Origin of the sequence: Nostoc sp. LPT, from assembly GCF_017115165.1 — a bacterium.
Taxonomy (GTDB): domain Bacteria; phylum Cyanobacteriota; class Cyanobacteriia; order Cyanobacteriales; family Nostocaceae; genus Nostoc.
Map to the genome: position 1 here is coordinate 61,600 of NZ_JABXKF010000175.1, position 17,148 is coordinate 78,747.

General features: G+C 40.8%; 16 protein-coding genes. 8 read left to right on the top strand and 8 right to left on the bottom strand.

Annotated elements, in window-relative coordinates:
* Nucleotides 1-179: 179 nt before the first annotated feature.
* Nucleotides 180-506: a hypothetical protein gene (locus HWQ58_RS34000; RefSeq protein ID WP_292872607.1), complete on the top strand. Its 327-nt coding sequence runs from the start codon at nucleotides 180-182 to the stop codon at nucleotides 504-506.
* 168 nt (nucleotides 507-674) lie between these two features.
* Nucleotides 675-3,137 carry a filamentous hemagglutinin N-terminal domain-containing protein gene (locus HWQ58_RS34005; protein ID WP_292872609.1) on the top strand — a complete coding sequence of 821 codons (2,463 nt, stop codon included), beginning with the start codon at nucleotides 675-677 and terminating at the stop codon, nucleotides 3,135-3,137.
* Between the two features lie 519 nt (nucleotides 3,138-3,656).
* Here the strand turns inward: HWQ58_RS34005 and HWQ58_RS34010 are convergent.
* Entirely contained in the window at nucleotides 3,657-4,076 is a 420-nt protein-coding gene (locus HWQ58_RS34010; RefSeq protein ID WP_292872611.1) for a hypothetical protein, read from the bottom strand.
* 52 nt (nucleotides 4,077-4,128) lie between these two features.
* The gene (gene cobU / locus HWQ58_RS34015; protein ID WP_292872613.1) at nucleotides 4,129-4,704 is read right to left on the bottom strand and encodes a bifunctional adenosylcobinamide kinase/adenosylcobinamide-phosphate guanylyltransferase; all 576 of its coding nucleotides are present in this window, start codon (nucleotides 4,702-4,704) and stop codon (nucleotides 4,129-4,131) included.
* Between the two features lie 390 nt (nucleotides 4,705-5,094).
* Between cobU and HWQ58_RS34020 the strand changes: the two genes are divergently transcribed.
* From HWQ58_RS34020 to HWQ58_RS34040, 5 genes are all read left to right on the top strand, one after another.
* The gene (locus tag HWQ58_RS34020) at nucleotides 5,095-5,904 is read left to right on the top strand and encodes a hypothetical protein (RefSeq protein WP_292872615.1); all 810 of its coding nucleotides are present in this window, start codon (nucleotides 5,095-5,097) and stop codon (nucleotides 5,902-5,904) included.
* Between the two features lie 201 nt (nucleotides 5,905-6,105).
* Entirely contained in the window at nucleotides 6,106-7,038 is a 933-nt protein-coding gene (locus tag HWQ58_RS34025; RefSeq protein ID WP_292872617.1) for a glycosyltransferase family A protein, read from the top strand.
* 24 nt (nucleotides 7,039-7,062) lie between these two features.
* Nucleotides 7,063-8,007 carry a glycosyltransferase family 2 protein gene (locus HWQ58_RS34030; RefSeq protein WP_292872619.1) on the top strand — a complete coding sequence of 315 codons (945 nt, stop codon included), beginning with the start codon at nucleotides 7,063-7,065 and terminating at the stop codon, nucleotides 8,005-8,007.
* A gap of 57 nt (nucleotides 8,008-8,064) precedes the next feature.
* Nucleotides 8,065-8,643, top strand: coding sequence for a hormogonium polysaccharide biosynthesis acetyltransferase HpsU (gene hpsU, locus HWQ58_RS34035; RefSeq protein WP_292872621.1), 579 nt, complete (start codon nucleotides 8,065-8,067; stop codon nucleotides 8,641-8,643).
* Between the two features lie 210 nt (nucleotides 8,644-8,853).
* Complete coding sequence (locus tag HWQ58_RS34040) at nucleotides 8,854-9,330, top strand: hypothetical protein (RefSeq protein ID WP_292872623.1); 477 nt, start codon at nucleotides 8,854-8,856, stop codon at nucleotides 9,328-9,330.
* Nucleotides 9,331-9,359: 29 nt separating this feature from the next.
* On the opposite strand, the gene HWQ58_RS34045 is transcribed toward HWQ58_RS34040, so the two are convergent.
* The 3 genes from HWQ58_RS34045 to HWQ58_RS34055 form a co-directional block, all read right to left on the bottom strand.
* Nucleotides 9,360-9,758 (bottom strand): nuclear transport factor 2 family protein, encoded by a 399-nt coding sequence (locus HWQ58_RS34045; RefSeq protein ID WP_292872625.1) that lies wholly within the window; start codon nucleotides 9,756-9,758, stop codon nucleotides 9,360-9,362.
* A gap of 38 nt (nucleotides 9,759-9,796) precedes the next feature.
* Entirely contained in the window at nucleotides 9,797-10,804 is a 1,008-nt protein-coding gene (locus tag HWQ58_RS34050) for a zinc-binding dehydrogenase (protein ID WP_292872627.1), read from the bottom strand.
* A gap of 91 nt (nucleotides 10,805-10,895) precedes the next feature.
* Nucleotides 10,896-11,690, bottom strand: coding sequence for an aspartyl/asparaginyl beta-hydroxylase domain-containing protein (locus HWQ58_RS34055; protein WP_292872731.1), 795 nt, complete (start codon nucleotides 11,688-11,690; stop codon nucleotides 10,896-10,898).
* Between the two features lie 117 nt (nucleotides 11,691-11,807).
* Between HWQ58_RS34055 and HWQ58_RS34060 the strand changes: the two genes are divergently transcribed.
* Entirely contained in the window at nucleotides 11,808-13,277 is a 1,470-nt protein-coding gene (locus HWQ58_RS34060) for an amidohydrolase family protein (RefSeq protein WP_292872629.1), read from the top strand.
* A 41-nt stretch (nucleotides 13,278-13,318) separates the two neighbouring features.
* On the opposite strand, the gene HWQ58_RS34065 is transcribed toward HWQ58_RS34060, so the two are convergent.
* Genes HWQ58_RS34065 through HWQ58_RS34075 form a run of 3 tightly spaced genes read right to left on the bottom strand, consistent with a single transcriptional unit; the run spans nucleotide 13,319 to nucleotide 16,717 of the window.
* Complete coding sequence (locus tag HWQ58_RS34065) at nucleotides 13,319-13,933, bottom strand: hypothetical protein (protein ID WP_292872631.1); 615 nt, start codon at nucleotides 13,931-13,933, stop codon at nucleotides 13,319-13,321.
* Nucleotides 13,930-15,864: an AAA family ATPase gene (locus HWQ58_RS34070; RefSeq protein ID WP_292872633.1), complete on the bottom strand. Its 1,935-nt coding sequence runs from the start codon at nucleotides 15,862-15,864 to the stop codon at nucleotides 13,930-13,932. The genes HWQ58_RS34065 and HWQ58_RS34070 overlap by 4 nt, the downstream gene beginning before the upstream one ends.
* A gap of 7 nt (nucleotides 15,865-15,871) precedes the next feature.
* Nucleotides 15,872-16,717, bottom strand: coding sequence for a site-specific DNA-methyltransferase (locus HWQ58_RS34075; protein WP_292872635.1), 846 nt, complete (start codon nucleotides 16,715-16,717; stop codon nucleotides 15,872-15,874).
* Between the last annotated feature and the right edge of the window lie 431 nt (nucleotides 16,718-17,148).

Consider the following 17,148-nt stretch of genomic DNA (forward strand, 5'->3'; position numbering starts at 1 on the left):
GATGTCCCTTACTAGACAAGATGCCCACTCTACAATAAATAATTTGAATTGGTGTTATCTCAAAATAAGCTGCAAAGGAAATTCCGCAGGGAAACATGAACTTTTATGACACTCAGCGTAATCATTGCTAACTAAACTGAAGCAATAATTATACACATTCCGTCAGGAAGGAAAACAATATGAGCTCTCAACAAGTCATAGACCCTCAAATATTACAGCAGTTACAAGAAGAGATTCAGCAGAAAATGGATCAAAGCCTAGAAAATGCTGACTTACATTCAGTGCTTGAAAAGTACGGCCTATTAGAATATAGAGTCTTGAGAATTCATTGGCAGTGTAATCTCGACCCCAATCAACTCAAATCTGATGATGCAGTTGATGAAGAGCAACCTAATGCATTATTGGCAGAAACTTCAACAGCTTCAATACCAGAAATTGTGTTAGTCAAAAAAGCATTGTGTATCCCTTGCCCGTCAACTGGCAGCCCTTTAGGCTGTTACTGCTAAATAATTTAATCTTCGGACTGCAAAGAGTTTATTCTAGTGAATGTAAAAATACTAAACTTTGCTTTTATGTAGTAGTTAGGCTACAGAGATGACATCAGCGTACTAACATCACTAATTAGCAAAAAGCAGTATTTTAATAAACTCTTATTTTTTGAGCGCAAGTTTTTCATGTCTCAAAATCGAAGCAGTTGCCAGTGGAAGTTAGGAATAGTGAGTACTTTAGTAATTGCTGGAGTGCTCACTTTTGCTGAGAGTTTTGCCTTAGCTCAAATTCAAACAGATGCCACGCTCGGATCTGAAAGTTCAATAATTACACCAAAGGTAATCGATGGTCAGCCTATAGACCAGATTGATGGTGGAGCAGTTCGTGGTACAAACTTGTTCCACAGCTTTGAAAAATTTTCTGTCTCTGAGGGAAGGACAGCCCATTTTAACAATGCAATCGATATTCAGAACATCATCAGTCGGGTGACAGGTAATTCTGTTTCTAATATAGATGGCATTCTCAAAGCTAACGGCACAGCCAACGTATTTCTGATTAATCCTAACGGAATTGTTTTTGGGCCCAATGCTTCTTTAAATATTGGCGGTTCATTTGTGGCTAGCACGGCGAGTAGTTTGAACTTTGCTGATGGTACAAAGTTTAGTGCTACATCTGGTCAAACTGCACCACTACTCAAAGAAAGTGTTCCTATTGGCTTACAATTCGGAACAACTGCTCGACCTATCCGCAATCAATCCCAAGCAAGTCCAAATAATGCAATTAATACCTTCGGACAAGGTGTTGGTCTACAAGTGCAGCAAGGCAAAACCTTAGCACTGATAGGCGGTGATCTAACGCTAGAGGGCGGAAATTTAACGGCAAGTGGGGGAAGAATTGAGTTAGGAAGTGTTGCTGGCAATAGTTTGGTTGGTCTAAGTTCGACGAATCAAGGTTGGGCATTAGGATATGAAGGTGTTCAAAATTTTCAGAACATCGAACTAACCCAGCAAAGTGAGATTCCATCTAATGTAGATACCAGTGGCAAAGGTGGTGGTAATATCCACCTGCAAGGACAGCGTGTACTGGTAACTGACGGTTCACAAATTTTGGCTCTTACTTTGGGAGCGCAACCAGGAGAAAATTTAACAGTGAACGCTTCCGAGTCTGTAGAACTTGGACTAAATGCGTTCTTGTCTACTGGAACTTTCGACACTGGAAACTCTGGAAATATAAATATCACTACCAGAAAGTTGATTGTCAAAGATGGAGCGCAAGTCTTAATGTTCAATGTTGGTTCGGGATTGGCGGGGCAATTGACCATCAACGCCTCAGATTCCGTAGAACTAATCGCAGGCATCCCCATTGCTCCTTTGCCAGATGGTAGTGATTTAACATCCAGTGGATTATTTAGTGCAACTTTTGGCGCTCAAAATGCTGGCAGCATAATAATTAATACTGGAAAGTTACGTATCGAGGGAGGGGCAGTAATATCAACAAGTTCTGAGGGTATACTTGGGCGTTTTTCTAACCAATTTATACCAGCTACAGGAAATGGAGGAGATTTGATAGTGAACGCCTTCGAGTCCGTAGAATTAATGGGAACCTCAGCAAATGGTTCTAGGCTCAGTAGCTTGTTTGCTGGCACTCAAGGGCCTGGAAATGGCGGCAACTTGACCTTAACTACAGGGCGATTGGTTATCAAAGATGGGGCGGCAATAACTGTCAGCAGTGAAGCTCGAAAAAATGTTAACTATCAAGGGGGTGTACCCAATTTAGGTCTAGCAGGCGAACTCAATGTCAACGCTCGTTCCATCCTCCTGGATAAAGGAAAACTCACATCTGATAGTGAGTCAGGTAAAGGCGGTGACATTGCGGTACAGGTGCGGGACTTATTACTGATGCGTCGCAACAGTCAAATCTCTACTAATGCCGGAGGTGATAAAACTGGCGGTAATATCACCATCAATGCACCTAATGGCTTTCTTGTCGCCACTCCTTTTGGAAATAGCGATATTACCGCCAATGCCAACTTTGGTTCTGGTGGTAAAATCGCGATCGCCGCTAAGAATACCTTTGGGTTTGTGTCACGCACTCGTGCAGAGGTGGAGAGGCTCGATCCAAAAAATATAAACCCGAATAACATACCAACAAGTGACATCACTGCATTTTCTCAGCAAAACCCTTCATTAAGTGGCACTGTACAAATCAACTCACCAGATGCTGACCCCAGTAAAGGATTAGTGGAACTACCCGTAAATCTGGTTGATGCTTCGCAGCAAGTTGCTGCTAGTTGTAGTTCTAGTGGAAAAATAGGAAGAAGTTCGTTTGTCACTACTGGACGTGGAGGAATACAAGCCGATCCCACAGAGCCATTGATAGCTGATGATGCAGTGCTAGCAGATTGGATCGCCCTCCCTCCAGAGAGTCAGAATCGTGCTGAGGGTATTCAGAAAAGAGTAGTTATTCAGACGCAGGGATACACAGAAGAAAAATCACAGAAGGTTAATTCTGTCAATGAGCCTACTCAAATTGTAGAAGCCCAAGGATGGATTCTAGATGCCAATGGGAACGTGGTTCTAGTTGCTCAAGTACCCACTGCATCGCCTCATAACTCCTCGCTTGTCGCTACATCTTGTGCTGCTAATTAAAATTTGATGATTCTCGTAACTTTTGTTGGAGCATTGGCGTAGACCGTCGTAGACATCGCTGCTTTGCAATGAACTTTATACAAGCGATCACTCCTTCTAATAAAATCAGTTGTAGTGCATTAGCGTAGCTCACCATAGACATCGCTGCTTTGCAATGAACTTTAGTTAATAACCAATAGTTATTTTTCCCCTAGCTAGTATCTAACTTTTCACGTTATGTGGAAAAGTCCACCAAAAACCTAACCCCCTAACCCCCTTCCCGACCTCTCCCTAACCCTCTCCTACGAGGAGAGGGAAGCGGAAAAACTTTTGTTACTGTCAGGGGGAAAATTCAAAGTCTCTCTCCTTTTAGGAGAGAGAAATAGAAGTGAGGTTTTCCAGATGCCGTGAAAAGTCAGAGCTAGTATAGGCATACAAAAATTCTCTAGTGAGACTCAAGGGCACTACAGAAGAAATTAAAATAATCAAATAATTAGAAAATTAGAAAAAAGTTGTCAGATTTCCAAATTGGTTGTTTGTTTATGTAATATTCTTTACAAGCCGATCGCGAATTGTTTGGAGTTGGTTTTGAGTTTTAATTGGCTCTCGCGGTGCTGGCAATTCAGTATTCGGCCAGTTAGGTAAATCATTGCAGGGACATAACAACGCCGGCATCCCGACGTTTCGCGCGGCTATTGGCATACTGCATCGGCTGCAAGGGAGCATATTCCATGCTGGTGTCAACAATTCAGCAATGGTTTCATATGTACCCTCAAGGTAACAATCACCCGATTCCGGTGAAATAATTTTTTGCCAACACTCTTCAAATTCTTCACTATAGCGATCGCCATTTAGCACCGATTGAGGCAAAAAGCTTGCCTCACCGTTGCCCGTAATCACTCTTTTACCCAACTGAAACCAGTAGGCAAGGTATCGTTTGACTTCTTGTTTGGTTGCCATAATACAATTCTAGATTTTAGATTTTAAATTTGGGATTAATTTGAATCAACAGTTAAGAATCTTGACTCCTGAATGTTCCAGCATCACCTCTATTTGGCAATGGCGAACCAAGGATGCTGAGATTGAGAACATGGCCACCAGTCACTAAATAAACAGTTTCGCTAAGTGTTGCTAGCTGGCGTACTAAAGAACCAAGGCGATCGCGGAATGTCCTCCCAAGGGGATAAGCTGGGATCACACCCCAACCCACCTCTTCTGCTACAAACAGCATATCAGCAGCAACCAGTTCCACCGTCTCTAATAACTCTGCAAGCGTATTTTCCCAGCTAGATTCATCCTGTTCTAGGAGATTAGCAACCCAAGTCCCTAAAGAATCAACTAAGAGACAGGTATAGGGTTTGGCATCAGCAAGGGTAGCAGAAAGTTCCACGGGTACAGATAGAGTTACCCAGTCTTGGGGACGACGTTGTTGGTGTTCTAAAATGCGTTGGTGCCACTCTTGATCGTCTAGGTTATCGGTGGCTGTTGCTACATAAACAACTGCTTTTCCTGACTGCATAGCTAAAGTTTCCGCCCATTCACTTTTACCAGATCGTGCTGGCCCTGTTACTAAGATGATTTTACCCAAAGTTTTTTACTAAGTATTTTAACAACAGAGGCAGGATACAGAAGAAATATTGCCGTCGCCTCTTGCGGTTATTATCGCAAGTGAGCTTGCAGTTTAAGTCCTCCACCAAAATCTCCGATTTCGTGGCTTGGAATTTAGATGGGATTGAGAGCAACAGATTAAATTCCAACTTCCAATCTTTTGGCTCCTGCGTCCTCCACATACCCACGGTTACAATTTATTACCACAATTTTTTACTTCATCGGTGAGATTTTTGGTTTCAAATAACTTTTAAGGGATAAAATTAGCACCAACATCATTGATGCTACAACTGGCAAAAGCCAAAAATCCCAACAACCCCATTCTCAATTATTCAATACCACTGGGGAAAGCAAACTTTAGGATATCTTTATGAACGCAGGCTTAAAACGCATTGAAGCAACTCTACACGATTTAGGGAATCGCGGCACTGCCTCTACTGCCGAAACAGGTGATTCGACGACAAAACGGCCTTTCTCTTTTAGAATCAGCGTCGGAGCTAACGAACCCACAGAAAGTACACAAATTCCATCCTCTCAGGATGAGAAACTTGTTGAATTGGGCAAAGAGACTGAGAGTGATTATTCTTGTGAACAAAATTTCTTTCCTCACCATGACTCTGTGCAGACCTTTCAAGCAGAAGAGAATGGTAGCAAAACACCCAGTCTACCCAAGTTGAAAACTCCGAACTTTAGTAGCCATCGCCACGGTGCGAATCCAGCATTGGCGATGAATCTATTGCAAGAAATTCAGGAAACTGTCGCTGGTTGGCAAACAGAATTGCAAAATATTTTGAAGCAAATTCAGGATATTTACTTAGAAGGGCCAATTGTCAATGGTTGGTTAGAATCCAATCCCACCGAGCCAGAACCGGGAGGAACCGCGACACTTCGCCATGCAGAAGTTGACCGCTTAATGAACTACGTAGAAGAAATTTGCGCCACTGGTGGAAAAGTATCTTATCAATCATCTATTACTGGCTATCGCCTCTGTGGTGTAGACGATACAGGTAAAGTTTGGTCGCGCCCATGTCCACCGGATCAGGTTCCCAATGTTAGTATGGCGATCGCTCGTTACCAAAAGTTACGTCAACTGTTAGGGCGCAAGCAATCTTTGGAAACCCGCCTTAGTCAACTGGCGCAAACTCTTGTAGTTTTACACAGTCATATTCAACAAACGTAAAGTTTTAAAGATTATTTCCGAAGAAACTCGGTTGGTAGGTCGGTAACTTTTGGTTTAGATTAACTCTCAGCAGTTATAGCATTGGATTTAAGATTTTAATCTAAAATCGTTCGACTGAGCGTAGCCGTACCCCTCCGGGGAAGCAAGCTACGCGTAGCGTTCTGCAGGAAAGTCCCAAATCTCAAATCCAAAATTAAATCTATGCCAGATATCCAAATCTCTGCCATTATCTGTACTCACAATCGAGATACCTATTTAGGGGCTGCAATTGATAGTCTTTTAGCACAGGATTTTGCTGCTGACTTTGAAATTGTGATAGTTGATAATGGATCTAGCGATCGCACTCGTGAGGTTGTAGAACAAAGAACCCACAATCCGCGCCTGAAGTATGTTTTTGAACCCACCATTGGTTTATCTGTCGCCCGTAACACGGGTGCAAAGGTAGCCAGTGGTGATATTCTTGCTTATCTAGATGATGATGCCGTTGCCAGTAAGGGCTGGCTACAAGTTTTATATTCTGCCTATTACAATAATTCTAAGCTAGCGATCGCAGGTGGCAAAGTCACTCTCCTGTGGCCCTCAGGAATTCAACAACCACGGTGGCTATCTCCGGGGCTAGCTGCAAATCTGGGTGCATACGACTTAGGTGACAATAACATCTACATTGAGCAACCTGGCTCAACACCTAGAGGCTTAAATTATTCCATCCGCCGCAGTTTCCTAGAAGAAATTGGCGGTTTCGATCCTCATCTCGGTCGAGTGGGTAAAAATTTATTATCTAACGAAGAACTGCAAATGACCGAATTTGCTCTACAGCGTGGTTGGCAAGTCGCTTATCTTCCCGAAGCACTCGTCGCTCACAATGTAGCTCCAGAGCGCCTCCAACGCTCCTGGTTTTTAAACCGGGGTTGGTGGCAGGGTATCAGTGAATGCTATCGAGAACAACTCGCTGGTAAAGCTGGGATCGCTCAATTACAGCGAGGTAGCGAACGGTTTGTGCGAGGCTTGTATAAGGCATTACAATATTTCTCCGATCCAGCAGAACGGTTTGACAAACTGGTGTATGCTTACGGTCAGATTGGTTACTTAAATGCTGCTATTCAAGGTCTTTTATCTACATCAAAGAAGAAATAACTAGTAACATAATTTCTACTCAATATGTCATCTAAAATACCAGTTTCAGTACTAATTCCGGCAAAAAACGAACAAGCTAACTTGCCTGCTTGCCTTGCTAGCCTCAGCAGAGCAGATGAAATATTTGTAGTAGATTCTCAAAGTACCGATAACAGCATTGAAATTGCTAAAAGTCACGGTGTAAATGTCGTGCAATTCAACTTCAATGGACGCTGGCCCAAAAAGAAAAACTGGTCTTTAGATAATCTACCTTTTCGTAATCAGTGGGTGCTAATTGTAGATTGTGATGAGCGCATCACCCCCGAACTGTGGTCAGAAATTGACCAAGCAATTCAAAATGATGAATATACAGGTTATTATCTCAACCGCCGCGTATTTTTCTTAGGAAAATGGATTCGTTATGGTGGTAAATATCCTGATTGGAATCTACGTTTATTTCAACATAAAAAAGGTCGCTACGAAAATCTAAATACAGAAGATATTCCTAATACTGGTGATAACGAAGTTCACGAACACGTAATTTTGCAGGGAAAAGTTGGGTATCTCAAAAATGATATGCTCCACGAAGACTTCCGCGACCTTTATCACTGGTTAGAACGCCATAACCGCTATTCCAACTGGGAAGCCAGGGTTTATTTTAATATTCTTACAGGTAAAAATGATAGCGGTACTATCGGCGCTAATCTATTTGGTGATGCCGTACAACGCAAACGATTTTTGAAAAAAGCTTGGGTACGCCTGCCATTTAAACCCATTTTGCGATTTGTTTTGTTTTATATAATTCAACGCGGTTTTTTAGATGGCAAAGCAGGATATATCTATGCACGTTTGCTAAGTCAATATGAATATCAAATTGGCGTTAAACTTTACGAATTACGCAACTGTGGTGGTCACTTAAATACTGCAACTATCCCGAAGGAGGAAGATGGGAAGATAAGGGAGATGAGGGAGATGAGGGAGGTTGGGTGATCAGGAAGCAGTTATTGAGCAGGGAAGCAGGAGAAAAATAACAATGACTAATGACCAATGACTAATGACCCTTTCGTAGATTTACGCAAATATGATCAATCTTGGTTTGATCGGGGGCGTCCAAGTTGGTATGTTTTATTATGGTGGTTTGTACAAGCGATCGCCTTTCCTCTAACTCCTCAACCGTTAAATATTCTGCGTTGTGCTTTGCTACGATTATTTGGCGCTCGTATCGGCAAAGGTGTATTAATTCGACCCACGGCCCGATTCACCTACCCCTGGAAAGTTACTATTGGCAACTACAGTTGGATTGGAGATAACGTAGTTTTATATAGCCTCGATCAGATTCACATTGGTGAACATTGCGTAGTTTCGCAAAAAAGTTATCTGTGTACTGGTAGTCACGATCTCCAAGATCCTGCCTTTGGGTTGAAAACAGCGAGTATTACCATTGACAATGGTGCATGGGTAGCGGCAGATTGTTTTGTTGGGCCAGGAGTGCAAATCGGGGCTAATGCTGTGATTGGCGCTCGGAGTAGTGTTTTTACTAATATGCCTTCTGGGCAGGTTTGTTGGGGAAGTCCTTGTCGTCCCAAAACGGCTCGGCTAAAACTCGATCCCTCCACAACGCCGTGATTTTATAGATAAAAGTAGTAAGGGCGTGCAGCTAGCTGTGCGCTCTTAACTTTTCCACATATTTATTTATTTTTGGGAAGAGAATAAAAATGCGATTGTCATTAGTTATTAGTCATTTGTCATTAGTGAATAACCAATGCCCCATGCCCAAGCAAAATGGTAAGTAGCAGTGGTAATATGTTTTCATGGCTGCTCTAATCCTTGCTATTGATGAACAAACTATTGGATGAAACGCTGTCAATCAAAATTGCTGAACAGATAAACAGCAGAGCTAGCACTCCGTTTGACAATGCTTATAAAGCAGCATTATCTACTGAGGGAGCAAGGTATATTCAGGGATTTTTAGCATTTGCTGGGAAGCCATATAGACCGATTGAACACAGTTGGATTGAGCTAGACGACGCCTCCGATGTCCGCATTATCGATCCCACATTACCTCACCTAAACAAAAATCCCCAAGAAATCTGGTATTTTGCAGCACATAGTCTGACTGTTAAAAAACTGAAAGCCATCATTGAAGAATCAAAAGAAGATTATCCAGAAGACGATCCATTGCCAATTTATGGCGATCCACCTTATGAATATTACGGTGATGTAATGTTGGGTGGTCAAGACTATCTGGCAGCATATCAAGCCGCAGAGACTAAGTGCAGAGAAATCAACGAACTCAACCCTGAGAATAACTAATAAAAATGAATTAAATAATTACGAATTATTTAATAGGATTTCCCATCGCTGCCAAAGTATTCCCTATAACTGCAAATTTTGTCTCCACGCACATCAAAAGAAACTGCTACCCGATTTTTGTAAGGCTGTCCGAACAAAAGCCCCTCATCCCGAAACTCAAAAACAGCTGTCGTTTCATTGCTCGTAACACGGTCTAGACCAGTCAGCTTCAACCCAGGACTAAAGGATTCAGAAACGTACTCGAAAAATTCTCTAGCTCGCTCTTTTCCCACGTTTAAACCGTGGAATTTTGCCATTGGAAACCAAAGGGTGAAATCTTCTGTGAGCATATCTAACAATGCTTCCCACTCTCCTGTTGCCATCCCATGTGTAAGATTCTCAAATGCCTGTTGAGCAACTTTTAAAGTATTTTCTGAATTTTGTGTCATTCTCACCCCCGACTGCATATAAACTAATACCGTGTTACTTAAAACCTCACCACTACTTTGCCACAATTCTGGCCACTGAGAAGATATTTTACAGCGTCGGGTATTGATTCTATGCCCTGAAACTGTGTTGGGTCAACAGCAACTTTAAGTTTGTTTGTATAGAAGAGGTAAAAGATGCGATCGCGTGCCTCTGCCATATATTCTTTATAATGAGGCATGAGAAAGCCTCTCACAGAAGCAGCTTTCCAAAATAGCTGGTGATAAAGGCGTGGTTGTGTAATTTGTTCTAAATTTTTTGCGTATTCGGAGATGAAACCAACCACTACTAAGCGTCCCCGCACTGCCAAGTTTTCAACGCAGGTATCAAAAACCTCTTTACCTACACACTCAAAAATTAAATTAATCCCATTGGGGTATTCTTGCTTGAGGACTTGATTGAGGTTTTCTGTGCGATAGTTAATAATGCGATCGCACCCTAATTCTCTCAGTAACTTTGCCTTTGCCTCAGAACTGCAAGTACCAATGACATGATTACCAGCTAGCTTTGCCAATTGCACCGCAATATGACCAGTTCCCCCTGCTGCTGCTGTCACTAAAACCACTTGATTACTTTTCATCTCTCCCACTTGTTCCAATGCCACTAAAGCTGATACACCTGTAGGCATTAGTGTTAGCAACTCTGGCGTTGCTTCCCGCACCTTCATTGCTAAGTTTGCATCGATAAGCTGATATTCTCGATAACCGCCACCACGCGCCGTAGTTATTACAGCATCATCTATTTGAAAATCTTTAACATTCTCACCCACAGCAACAACTTTTCCCACTGCTTCCACACCCAAATCAAAGGGAGGAATCAAGTTAACATAGGGAACATCACCACGACAAAGTAAGGTGTCAAAGCCACCATTAATACCAGCAAATTTGTTTTGGATTAAAAGTTCACTAGACGCAGGTTTAGAAATAGGAATTTCGACAACTTCAACGGCAGATTTAAAATCTTGATTAAGTTGCTTTGCTATTAACTTTTTGTAAGTTTTTGCGTTCATTTACCTATATTAATTTAATAAATATAAATGTAGGGTGCGTTATACTTTTAGCTAACGCACCATCAAAAATCTAAGGTGCATTATACTAAGCTTATAAAGCTTTATCCCACTCTAACTGATGAGCTAAACCATACTTGATAAAATCTTCTTCTTTAGCTTTATCACTTTTACCAAAAACGCCTAAGCTGTAAGGATTATCTTGCATACGTTGTATGACTTGCTCTTTCTCAAATCGGATAACTTCTTCTCTAGGCTTATTAGGTTTAAAAAAGTCTACAACCAAGACAGTTCTATCATAATTGGTGTAATTATGCGGGCAGTGTGGATAGCTATGATCTAAAACCAGGAATTTTCCTTCATGCCAATAAAGTTGCTCATGGCATATTTTCATAGCCACATCTCCCTCTGGCACGATTAATCCTAAATAGCCACGATTCATGTGAGGGTTATAGTTTACATGCAGTTTGATATCCAAGCCTGGATGGAATGTTCCAAAATACACATTTCTGATGATTCCATCATCGCTCAAGTTGACTTTTTCTATTACTTTAGCCAACTTGGGGAAATATTTCTCTCTTAATATAAGTGCTTTTTGTAATGCATCATCTGGGCCATAATCAGGATATTGTATTTGATGCGCCTGAATATATTTTTCAATAAACATACCTTGAAATAAAATTCCAAAAGCACTATATTTTGCATCACCTTTTGTTTTAATCGTTTGACTTTTAGGCCCCAAAATATCATAAGTTAACTTTAACTCGTCATCAGATGCATTCTTAATAAAGCGTTTAAACTCATCTCTAATCACTTGCCAGTTATCTGCAAAACTTTTGAGGAAAGTAAATTTTTTGGGGTCTATATGATACTCATTAAAACTTTCCATTGTCTTTGCTCCTGAAGATGATTTCATAAAAAACCGTTATATAATGATGGGATTTGGTCTTCGTCCCGATTCGATGTTGGAATTCCTGACTAAACTCATTTTAGTGTGAGGTCTATTGTGTCTGAAACTCCCGTATTAGATCAAATTATCAAAAATGTGCGGGTAGTTCGTCCCCATCAGGATGCAATCGAACTACTTGATTTAGGCATTAAGGATGGAAAATTTGCTCAGATTGCCCCTAATATTAGCCCAGACACAGGCAAAGAGGTATTTGATGCCCAAAACTTGTTAGGCTTTCCTGGGGTCGTGGATGCCCACATGCACATCGGTATCTATCAATCGCTCGACAAAGATGCTGTAACTGAAACCAAAGCAGCCGCAATGGGAGGCGTGACTACCAGCTTAAATTACATCCGTACAGGGCAGTATTATCTTAACAAAGGCGGTTCCTACCGCGATTTTTTTCCAGAGGTGTTGGCGTTATCCGCAGGTAATTTTTTTGTAGATTACAGCTATCACATCGCACCTATAGCTAGCCAGCATATCGACGAAATACCTCTACTGTTTGAAGAACACGGTGTCTCTTCGTTTAAAATTTTCATGTTTTATGGCGGATATGGGTTGCATGGTTTGTCAGACCAGCAAAACCTCTTTTTAATGATTAATAAAGAGGAACGGTACGATTTCGCCCATTTTGAATTTATTATGCGCGGTCTAACTCGCTTGATGGAAGCACATCCAAAAGCGCGAGATACTATCAGCTTGAGTTTGCACTGCGAAGTTGCAGAAATTCTTAACGCTTATACCAAAATAGTTGAAAACGATTCTAGTCTTAGCGGATTACACGCCTATAGCGCAGCGCGTCCCCCTCATTCTGAAGGTTTAGCAATTTGCATTGCTTCTTATTTGGCACATGAGACTAACTGTGCAAATATCAATTTGTTGCACCTGAGTTCGCGTAAGGCAATGGAAGCAGCTTTGACTATGCAAACTGCTTTTCCCCATATCAACTTTCGGCGAGAAGTTACTGTCGGACATTTGCTATTAGATGTCGATACCCCTAATACAATTTGGGCAAAAGTCAACCCTCCTATTCGTCCTCGTGCTGATGTGGAATACTTGTGGCAAGCAGTACTCAACCATCAAGTAGATTGGATAGTTAGCGACCATGCTTGCTGTTCTGCTGAACAAAAAAGAAGTGCTAAAGACCTGAATAATATTTGGTTAGCAAAGTCTGGCTTTGGCGGTACAGAATATTTACTTTCTGGTGTATTTAGTGAAGGTAGTAAGCGAGGAATGTCTTACAACCACATGGCTAAGTTGCTATCTTGGAACCCATCGCAACGCTTTGGTTTGTTAGAAAAAGGCGATATTGCCATTGGCTATGATGCTGACTTGGTGCTGGTAGACCCCAATGAAAGCTTTGTGGTACGTGCGGCTGAATCAGAGTCACAACAAGGTTATACACCCTTTGAAGGAGTAGAGTTAACTGGACGAGTGAAGAGTACCTTTTTACGTGGAAATCTTATTTATAATAACGGACAGGTTTTGGGTTCGCCAACTGGACGTTATATAAAAAGATTTTAGAGTAATCTCTACAAAATATAGTTACTTTATTCCTTCTAATTCTAAGTTACAGACATGATAAAGGCAATCGATTCGACAAGATTTTGCCGTTCCAACTCGTATGCGATAAATGGGGCTGTCTCCTTCAAAAACTCAAATGTAATTTTTCCCTTGCAGTATTGAATAAGCCAGTCTTGTCTATGCTTTACACAATCATCATCATCGTTTAATTTTAATCGCTTAATAGTATTTCTTACTTGGCTTTTAACGGGTTCTTCTAAAACTGGACTGACTTTAATAAGTAAGGAAGGAAAATCTAATATAAACCAGTCAATTTCTATCTGGAATGGATCTAAAACATCTTGAAAATCCCTCTTCCTAGCGTTCATCTTTAAACAAGATAAGCAGAAATTGCTCCATTCATATGCCAGTTCTGGTTTTACAGATTTAGGAATAAAATGATCGACAGTAGGGCTTCCTTCAATCCAGGGAATCCATTGAGCAGAATAAGCACAAATTTGGTTGTAAGCTCCATACAAATCTTTCAAGGATTCTCTCCAATATTCACGATTATCCCAAGTCTTCGGTCGAGGAACAGTCTGCAAAAAGGCTACTCCCTTCGATCTCACTTTACTTTCAAAGTCTGTTGGTTCAGGTTGCTGTCTAATAGGAATCACAAGGACGCTCCATGTTGCCTAGCAAAGAACAACCACCGAGACCAAAACTCGTCATCCTCGGCTAAGTATTTTCTCAGTTCATCTGAAACCTTTTGTACATTCTCTGAATTAGGATTATCTTCTTCTTGTAATTTTTTTGCTGCCTGAATAGCCTGCTCCCCTTCAACTGAACGAGGTTGCCCTAAGCCAAATACATCTGATGTCAGCCAAGCATCAATGCGTCCTTGGCGAATGAACGGTAATTGAAGCAACTCTATTTCATTGCTAAGTAAGTCGTTTTTAGCAAGCTCCAGAAGAAATAGCTTATCTAACTTCTCATCAAATGTAGACTCCACAGATGCCATTATCATGGGAGAGTGTGTAGCAATCATCAGTTGCACTTGCAAATCAGTTGCTAAATCTTCTCTAACATCTAATAAAGCAGATAGAATTACTCTTTGCCATTGTGGATGTAAGTGAGCTTCCAATTCATCAATTAAGATAACCATCCTTTTTTGAGGTTTTTTGCGAATCAGTTTTGACTGAATTTTGTGTTCTTCCCATGCCCAAACAATCAGGTAAGCAAGTGTTACGATACGACGAACCCCTGCGGATATATAGACTATTGGAACCCTTCCGTAAGAATGTTCAATTGTTGGCATAGATCTAACGTCATATGGAATTCTAACAGGTTCCCCTGGTCTTAAAATTCCCAAATCACTTTGTGAAGGAGGAGATAAGCGTTCGAGTACTTTCTCTAAAGTGCCAAAAGGAAAAGTTTCTGGTCTACTTTGCCATTGAATCCAATCTTGAAGTAAACCATTAATAAAAGTAGTTTTTCGACCTCCAATCTCAATGTCGCGTCCATCCCAAACTTCATCTATAGTAAAAACAAATGGACGCGGAGTCGAATCACTTTCTCCAAGCTCTTGAGCAGCTAGATATTCTTTAGCCGGATCCCAAACTGCAAAAGATCCATCAACTTTTGCATATACTAACAAGCCTGGAATAGTAGGACGTTTTTTAGGTGGTTTCCAACTTTGAGTTTGCCAGTTATAAGATACTCTTATGCTTTCTGACTCAGAATCTCCTGAGATTTGAAATCCTATAACAGGTTCATTCTTTCTAGTATTCGACATTGGATATGCTTGTAAACCAGCCCATTTTCCGGTTAAAGCCCACCAAGCACAATCAAGTAGAAAAGTTTTTCCTAGCCCATTGTCTCCAGTAATTAAAGTAAGTCTTTCCCCTGGCTGAAAAACTAACTTTTTCGCTGGCCCTACTCCTTGAATTTCCAAAAAACGTAGTGTTCCGCCTTCTTCTGGGACAGAATCAGGTGGTTTTCCAATAATTGCTTGTAAATCTCTTAAAGTTATTTGCTCATTTTGAAATAACTCTTCTAATACATTATCTTGTGGAATAGAACAATCAAAAAGATGCTTTTCTTCATCAGAGATAAGAAACTCTTCTAAAAAAGTATTAACTATATCTTCAGCGGTTGTGTTTAATTCCCAGTTTCTTTCCCTATAAAGCCAAACCGCTACATGAAAGCTTGGAATTAATTCTACCCTTGTTCGATTCCGATGTTCGCGTAGGATTTCAACATAGTTTGTTTGCCATCCCCATATATCCGTATTTTTAGGATGAATAAAAGCATTAGCCAAGTCACCTCTTGTTCTTGTACTTTGCGATCCTGAACTAGGATATTTTGGTGAAAGCCAACGTTTGCTTGGATTAGAAGTTTTAAAGACCTGATAAAAATATTTAGAATGTTTTTCTGGTTTAAAATACTCTTCAAGAAATTCTGTCTCTTTTGCGTTGATCGGGTATTGGATTGTATCACCAATAGGTAAAGGTGCTTTTTTGCACACTAAAAATGTAATGCCATAAAAGGGATGAAGAGATTTTAATGGCTCAAGAGATTCTTTTATCTGCTCCGTTTTGAGAAACATAAAGTCCTCAGAGAACACTTAAAGTATTAATCATGTAATTACAAAAATCAGGATTTAAATCTATCCCAGTTGCAGATATTCCTGATTGTAATGCTACTCTAAGAGTAGTTCCACCTCCAGCAAATGGGTCTAAGACAGTTCCATTAATTGGACATCCAATATCAAGGCATCTTTGAACTAACTCATCAGGAAATGGTGCAGTGTCGATGCCATTAGTTGGTTTAGGACGTGCAGCAATAGTCCACATATCTTCTACATTTTCAGATTCAAGGATTGATCTATTAAAGTAGTAGCGTCTGTTTTGAGCAAACATAAAGACATACTCATAACTGCGCCGAGGTCTATCTTTAACAGATTCAGGAAGACAATGCTCTCGATGCCAAATTATTGGACTGCGTAAAACCCAACCTCTCAGTGTCATTTCAATAGCAACTCGCCAGGGTATACCAATAATGGTTTTAGGTTTTAATCCGATTCCTAAACCACCGCTTTTATCCACTTCTCTCAAACCAAATCGGCGTTTACTACTCTTGAGATCCTTACCGTGAGATTTTCCTTTACCTGAATAGTAAGTGTCTCCTAAATTCAGAAAGAGTACACCGTCCTCTTTTAAAACTCTCTTTACTTCGTCCATAACAGAAGCTATTGCATTGACATAACCTTCAACAGTTGTCTCTTGTCCTATTTGTTCCTTAACTCCATAATCACGTAGCCAGTAATATGGAGGAGATGTGATCACACAATTGAAATGATTACTTGGCAACTCCAAAAGAACTGAGTGAGCATTTCCTTGAAAAATGCTCCATAACATTCCATTTTTAGTTACACCGCTCCACTTACCCAACCAAGGCATAAACTCATAACTCTAGCCTAGCCTGACTAGTATAGTTAAGTTTGTCTTATAAATCAAAGTGGAGCCGAAATACTATAGGCAACTTGGCTGTATACACCGTTACGGTTGACTAATGAGACTTAGACAAAAAGTAGCCATAAAAAACCTCAAATGTATATACACAAAGACTTTGACCAAAACAATTGTCAATTCGCAATTCGCAATGGACTTCTCTACGAGACGCTGCGCGAACGTCCCCCTGCGAAGAGAGCAATTAAATACAAGAAATCACTGCCGGGATGGCACTGATCCACAAAGCCAATGTCCAGCCTGGAGAGTGGGTTTTGGTACATCCAGGTACAATACAGTTCGATTAAGACACCAGACGCGATAAATCGCTGTCTTTACAAAAGATTGATTATTGTAGAGACGGCGATTTATCGCGTCTTTGA

What these genes read in the sequence shown, in the direction of transcription:
- HWQ58_RS34000 (WP_292872607.1), top strand. Translation starts at nt 180, where the DNA reads ATGAGCTCTCAACAAGTCATAGACCCTCAAATATTACAGCAGTTACAA.
- HWQ58_RS34005 (WP_292872609.1), top strand. Translation starts at nt 675, where the DNA reads ATGTCTCAAAATCGAAGCAGTTGCCAGTGGAAGTTAGGAATAGTGAGT.
- HWQ58_RS34010 (WP_292872611.1), bottom strand. Translation starts at nt 4,076, where the DNA reads ATGGCAACCAAACAAGAAGTCAAACGATACCTTGCCTACTGGTTTCAG.
- HWQ58_RS34020 (WP_292872615.1), top strand. Translation starts at nt 5,095, where the DNA reads ATGAACGCAGGCTTAAAACGCATTGAAGCAACTCTACACGATTTAGGG.
- HWQ58_RS34025 (WP_292872617.1), top strand. Translation starts at nt 6,106, where the DNA reads ATGCCAGATATCCAAATCTCTGCCATTATCTGTACTCACAATCGAGAT.
- HWQ58_RS34030 (WP_292872619.1), top strand. Translation starts at nt 7,063, where the DNA reads ATGTCATCTAAAATACCAGTTTCAGTACTAATTCCGGCAAAAAACGAA.
- hpsU (WP_292872621.1), top strand. Translation starts at nt 8,065, where the DNA reads ATGACTAATGACCCTTTCGTAGATTTACGCAAATATGATCAATCTTGG.
- HWQ58_RS34040 (WP_292872623.1), top strand. Translation starts at nt 8,854, where the DNA reads ATGAACAAACTATTGGATGAAACGCTGTCAATCAAAATTGCTGAACAG.
- HWQ58_RS34045 (WP_292872625.1), bottom strand. Translation starts at nt 9,758, where the DNA reads ATGACACAAAATTCAGAAAATACTTTAAAAGTTGCTCAACAGGCATTT.
- HWQ58_RS34050 (WP_292872627.1), bottom strand. Translation starts at nt 10,804, where the DNA reads ATGAACGCAAAAACTTACAAAAAGTTAATAGCAAAGCAACTTAATCAA.
- HWQ58_RS34055 (WP_292872731.1), bottom strand. Translation starts at nt 11,690, where the DNA reads ATGGAAAGTTTTAATGAGTATCATATAGACCCCAAAAAATTTACTTTC.
- HWQ58_RS34070 (WP_292872633.1), bottom strand. Translation starts at nt 15,864, where the DNA reads ATGTTTCTCAAAACGGAGCAGATAAAAGAATCTCTTGAGCCATTAAAA.
- HWQ58_RS34075 (WP_292872635.1), bottom strand. Translation starts at nt 16,717, where the DNA reads ATGCCTTGGTTGGGTAAGTGGAGCGGTGTAACTAAAAATGGAATGTTA.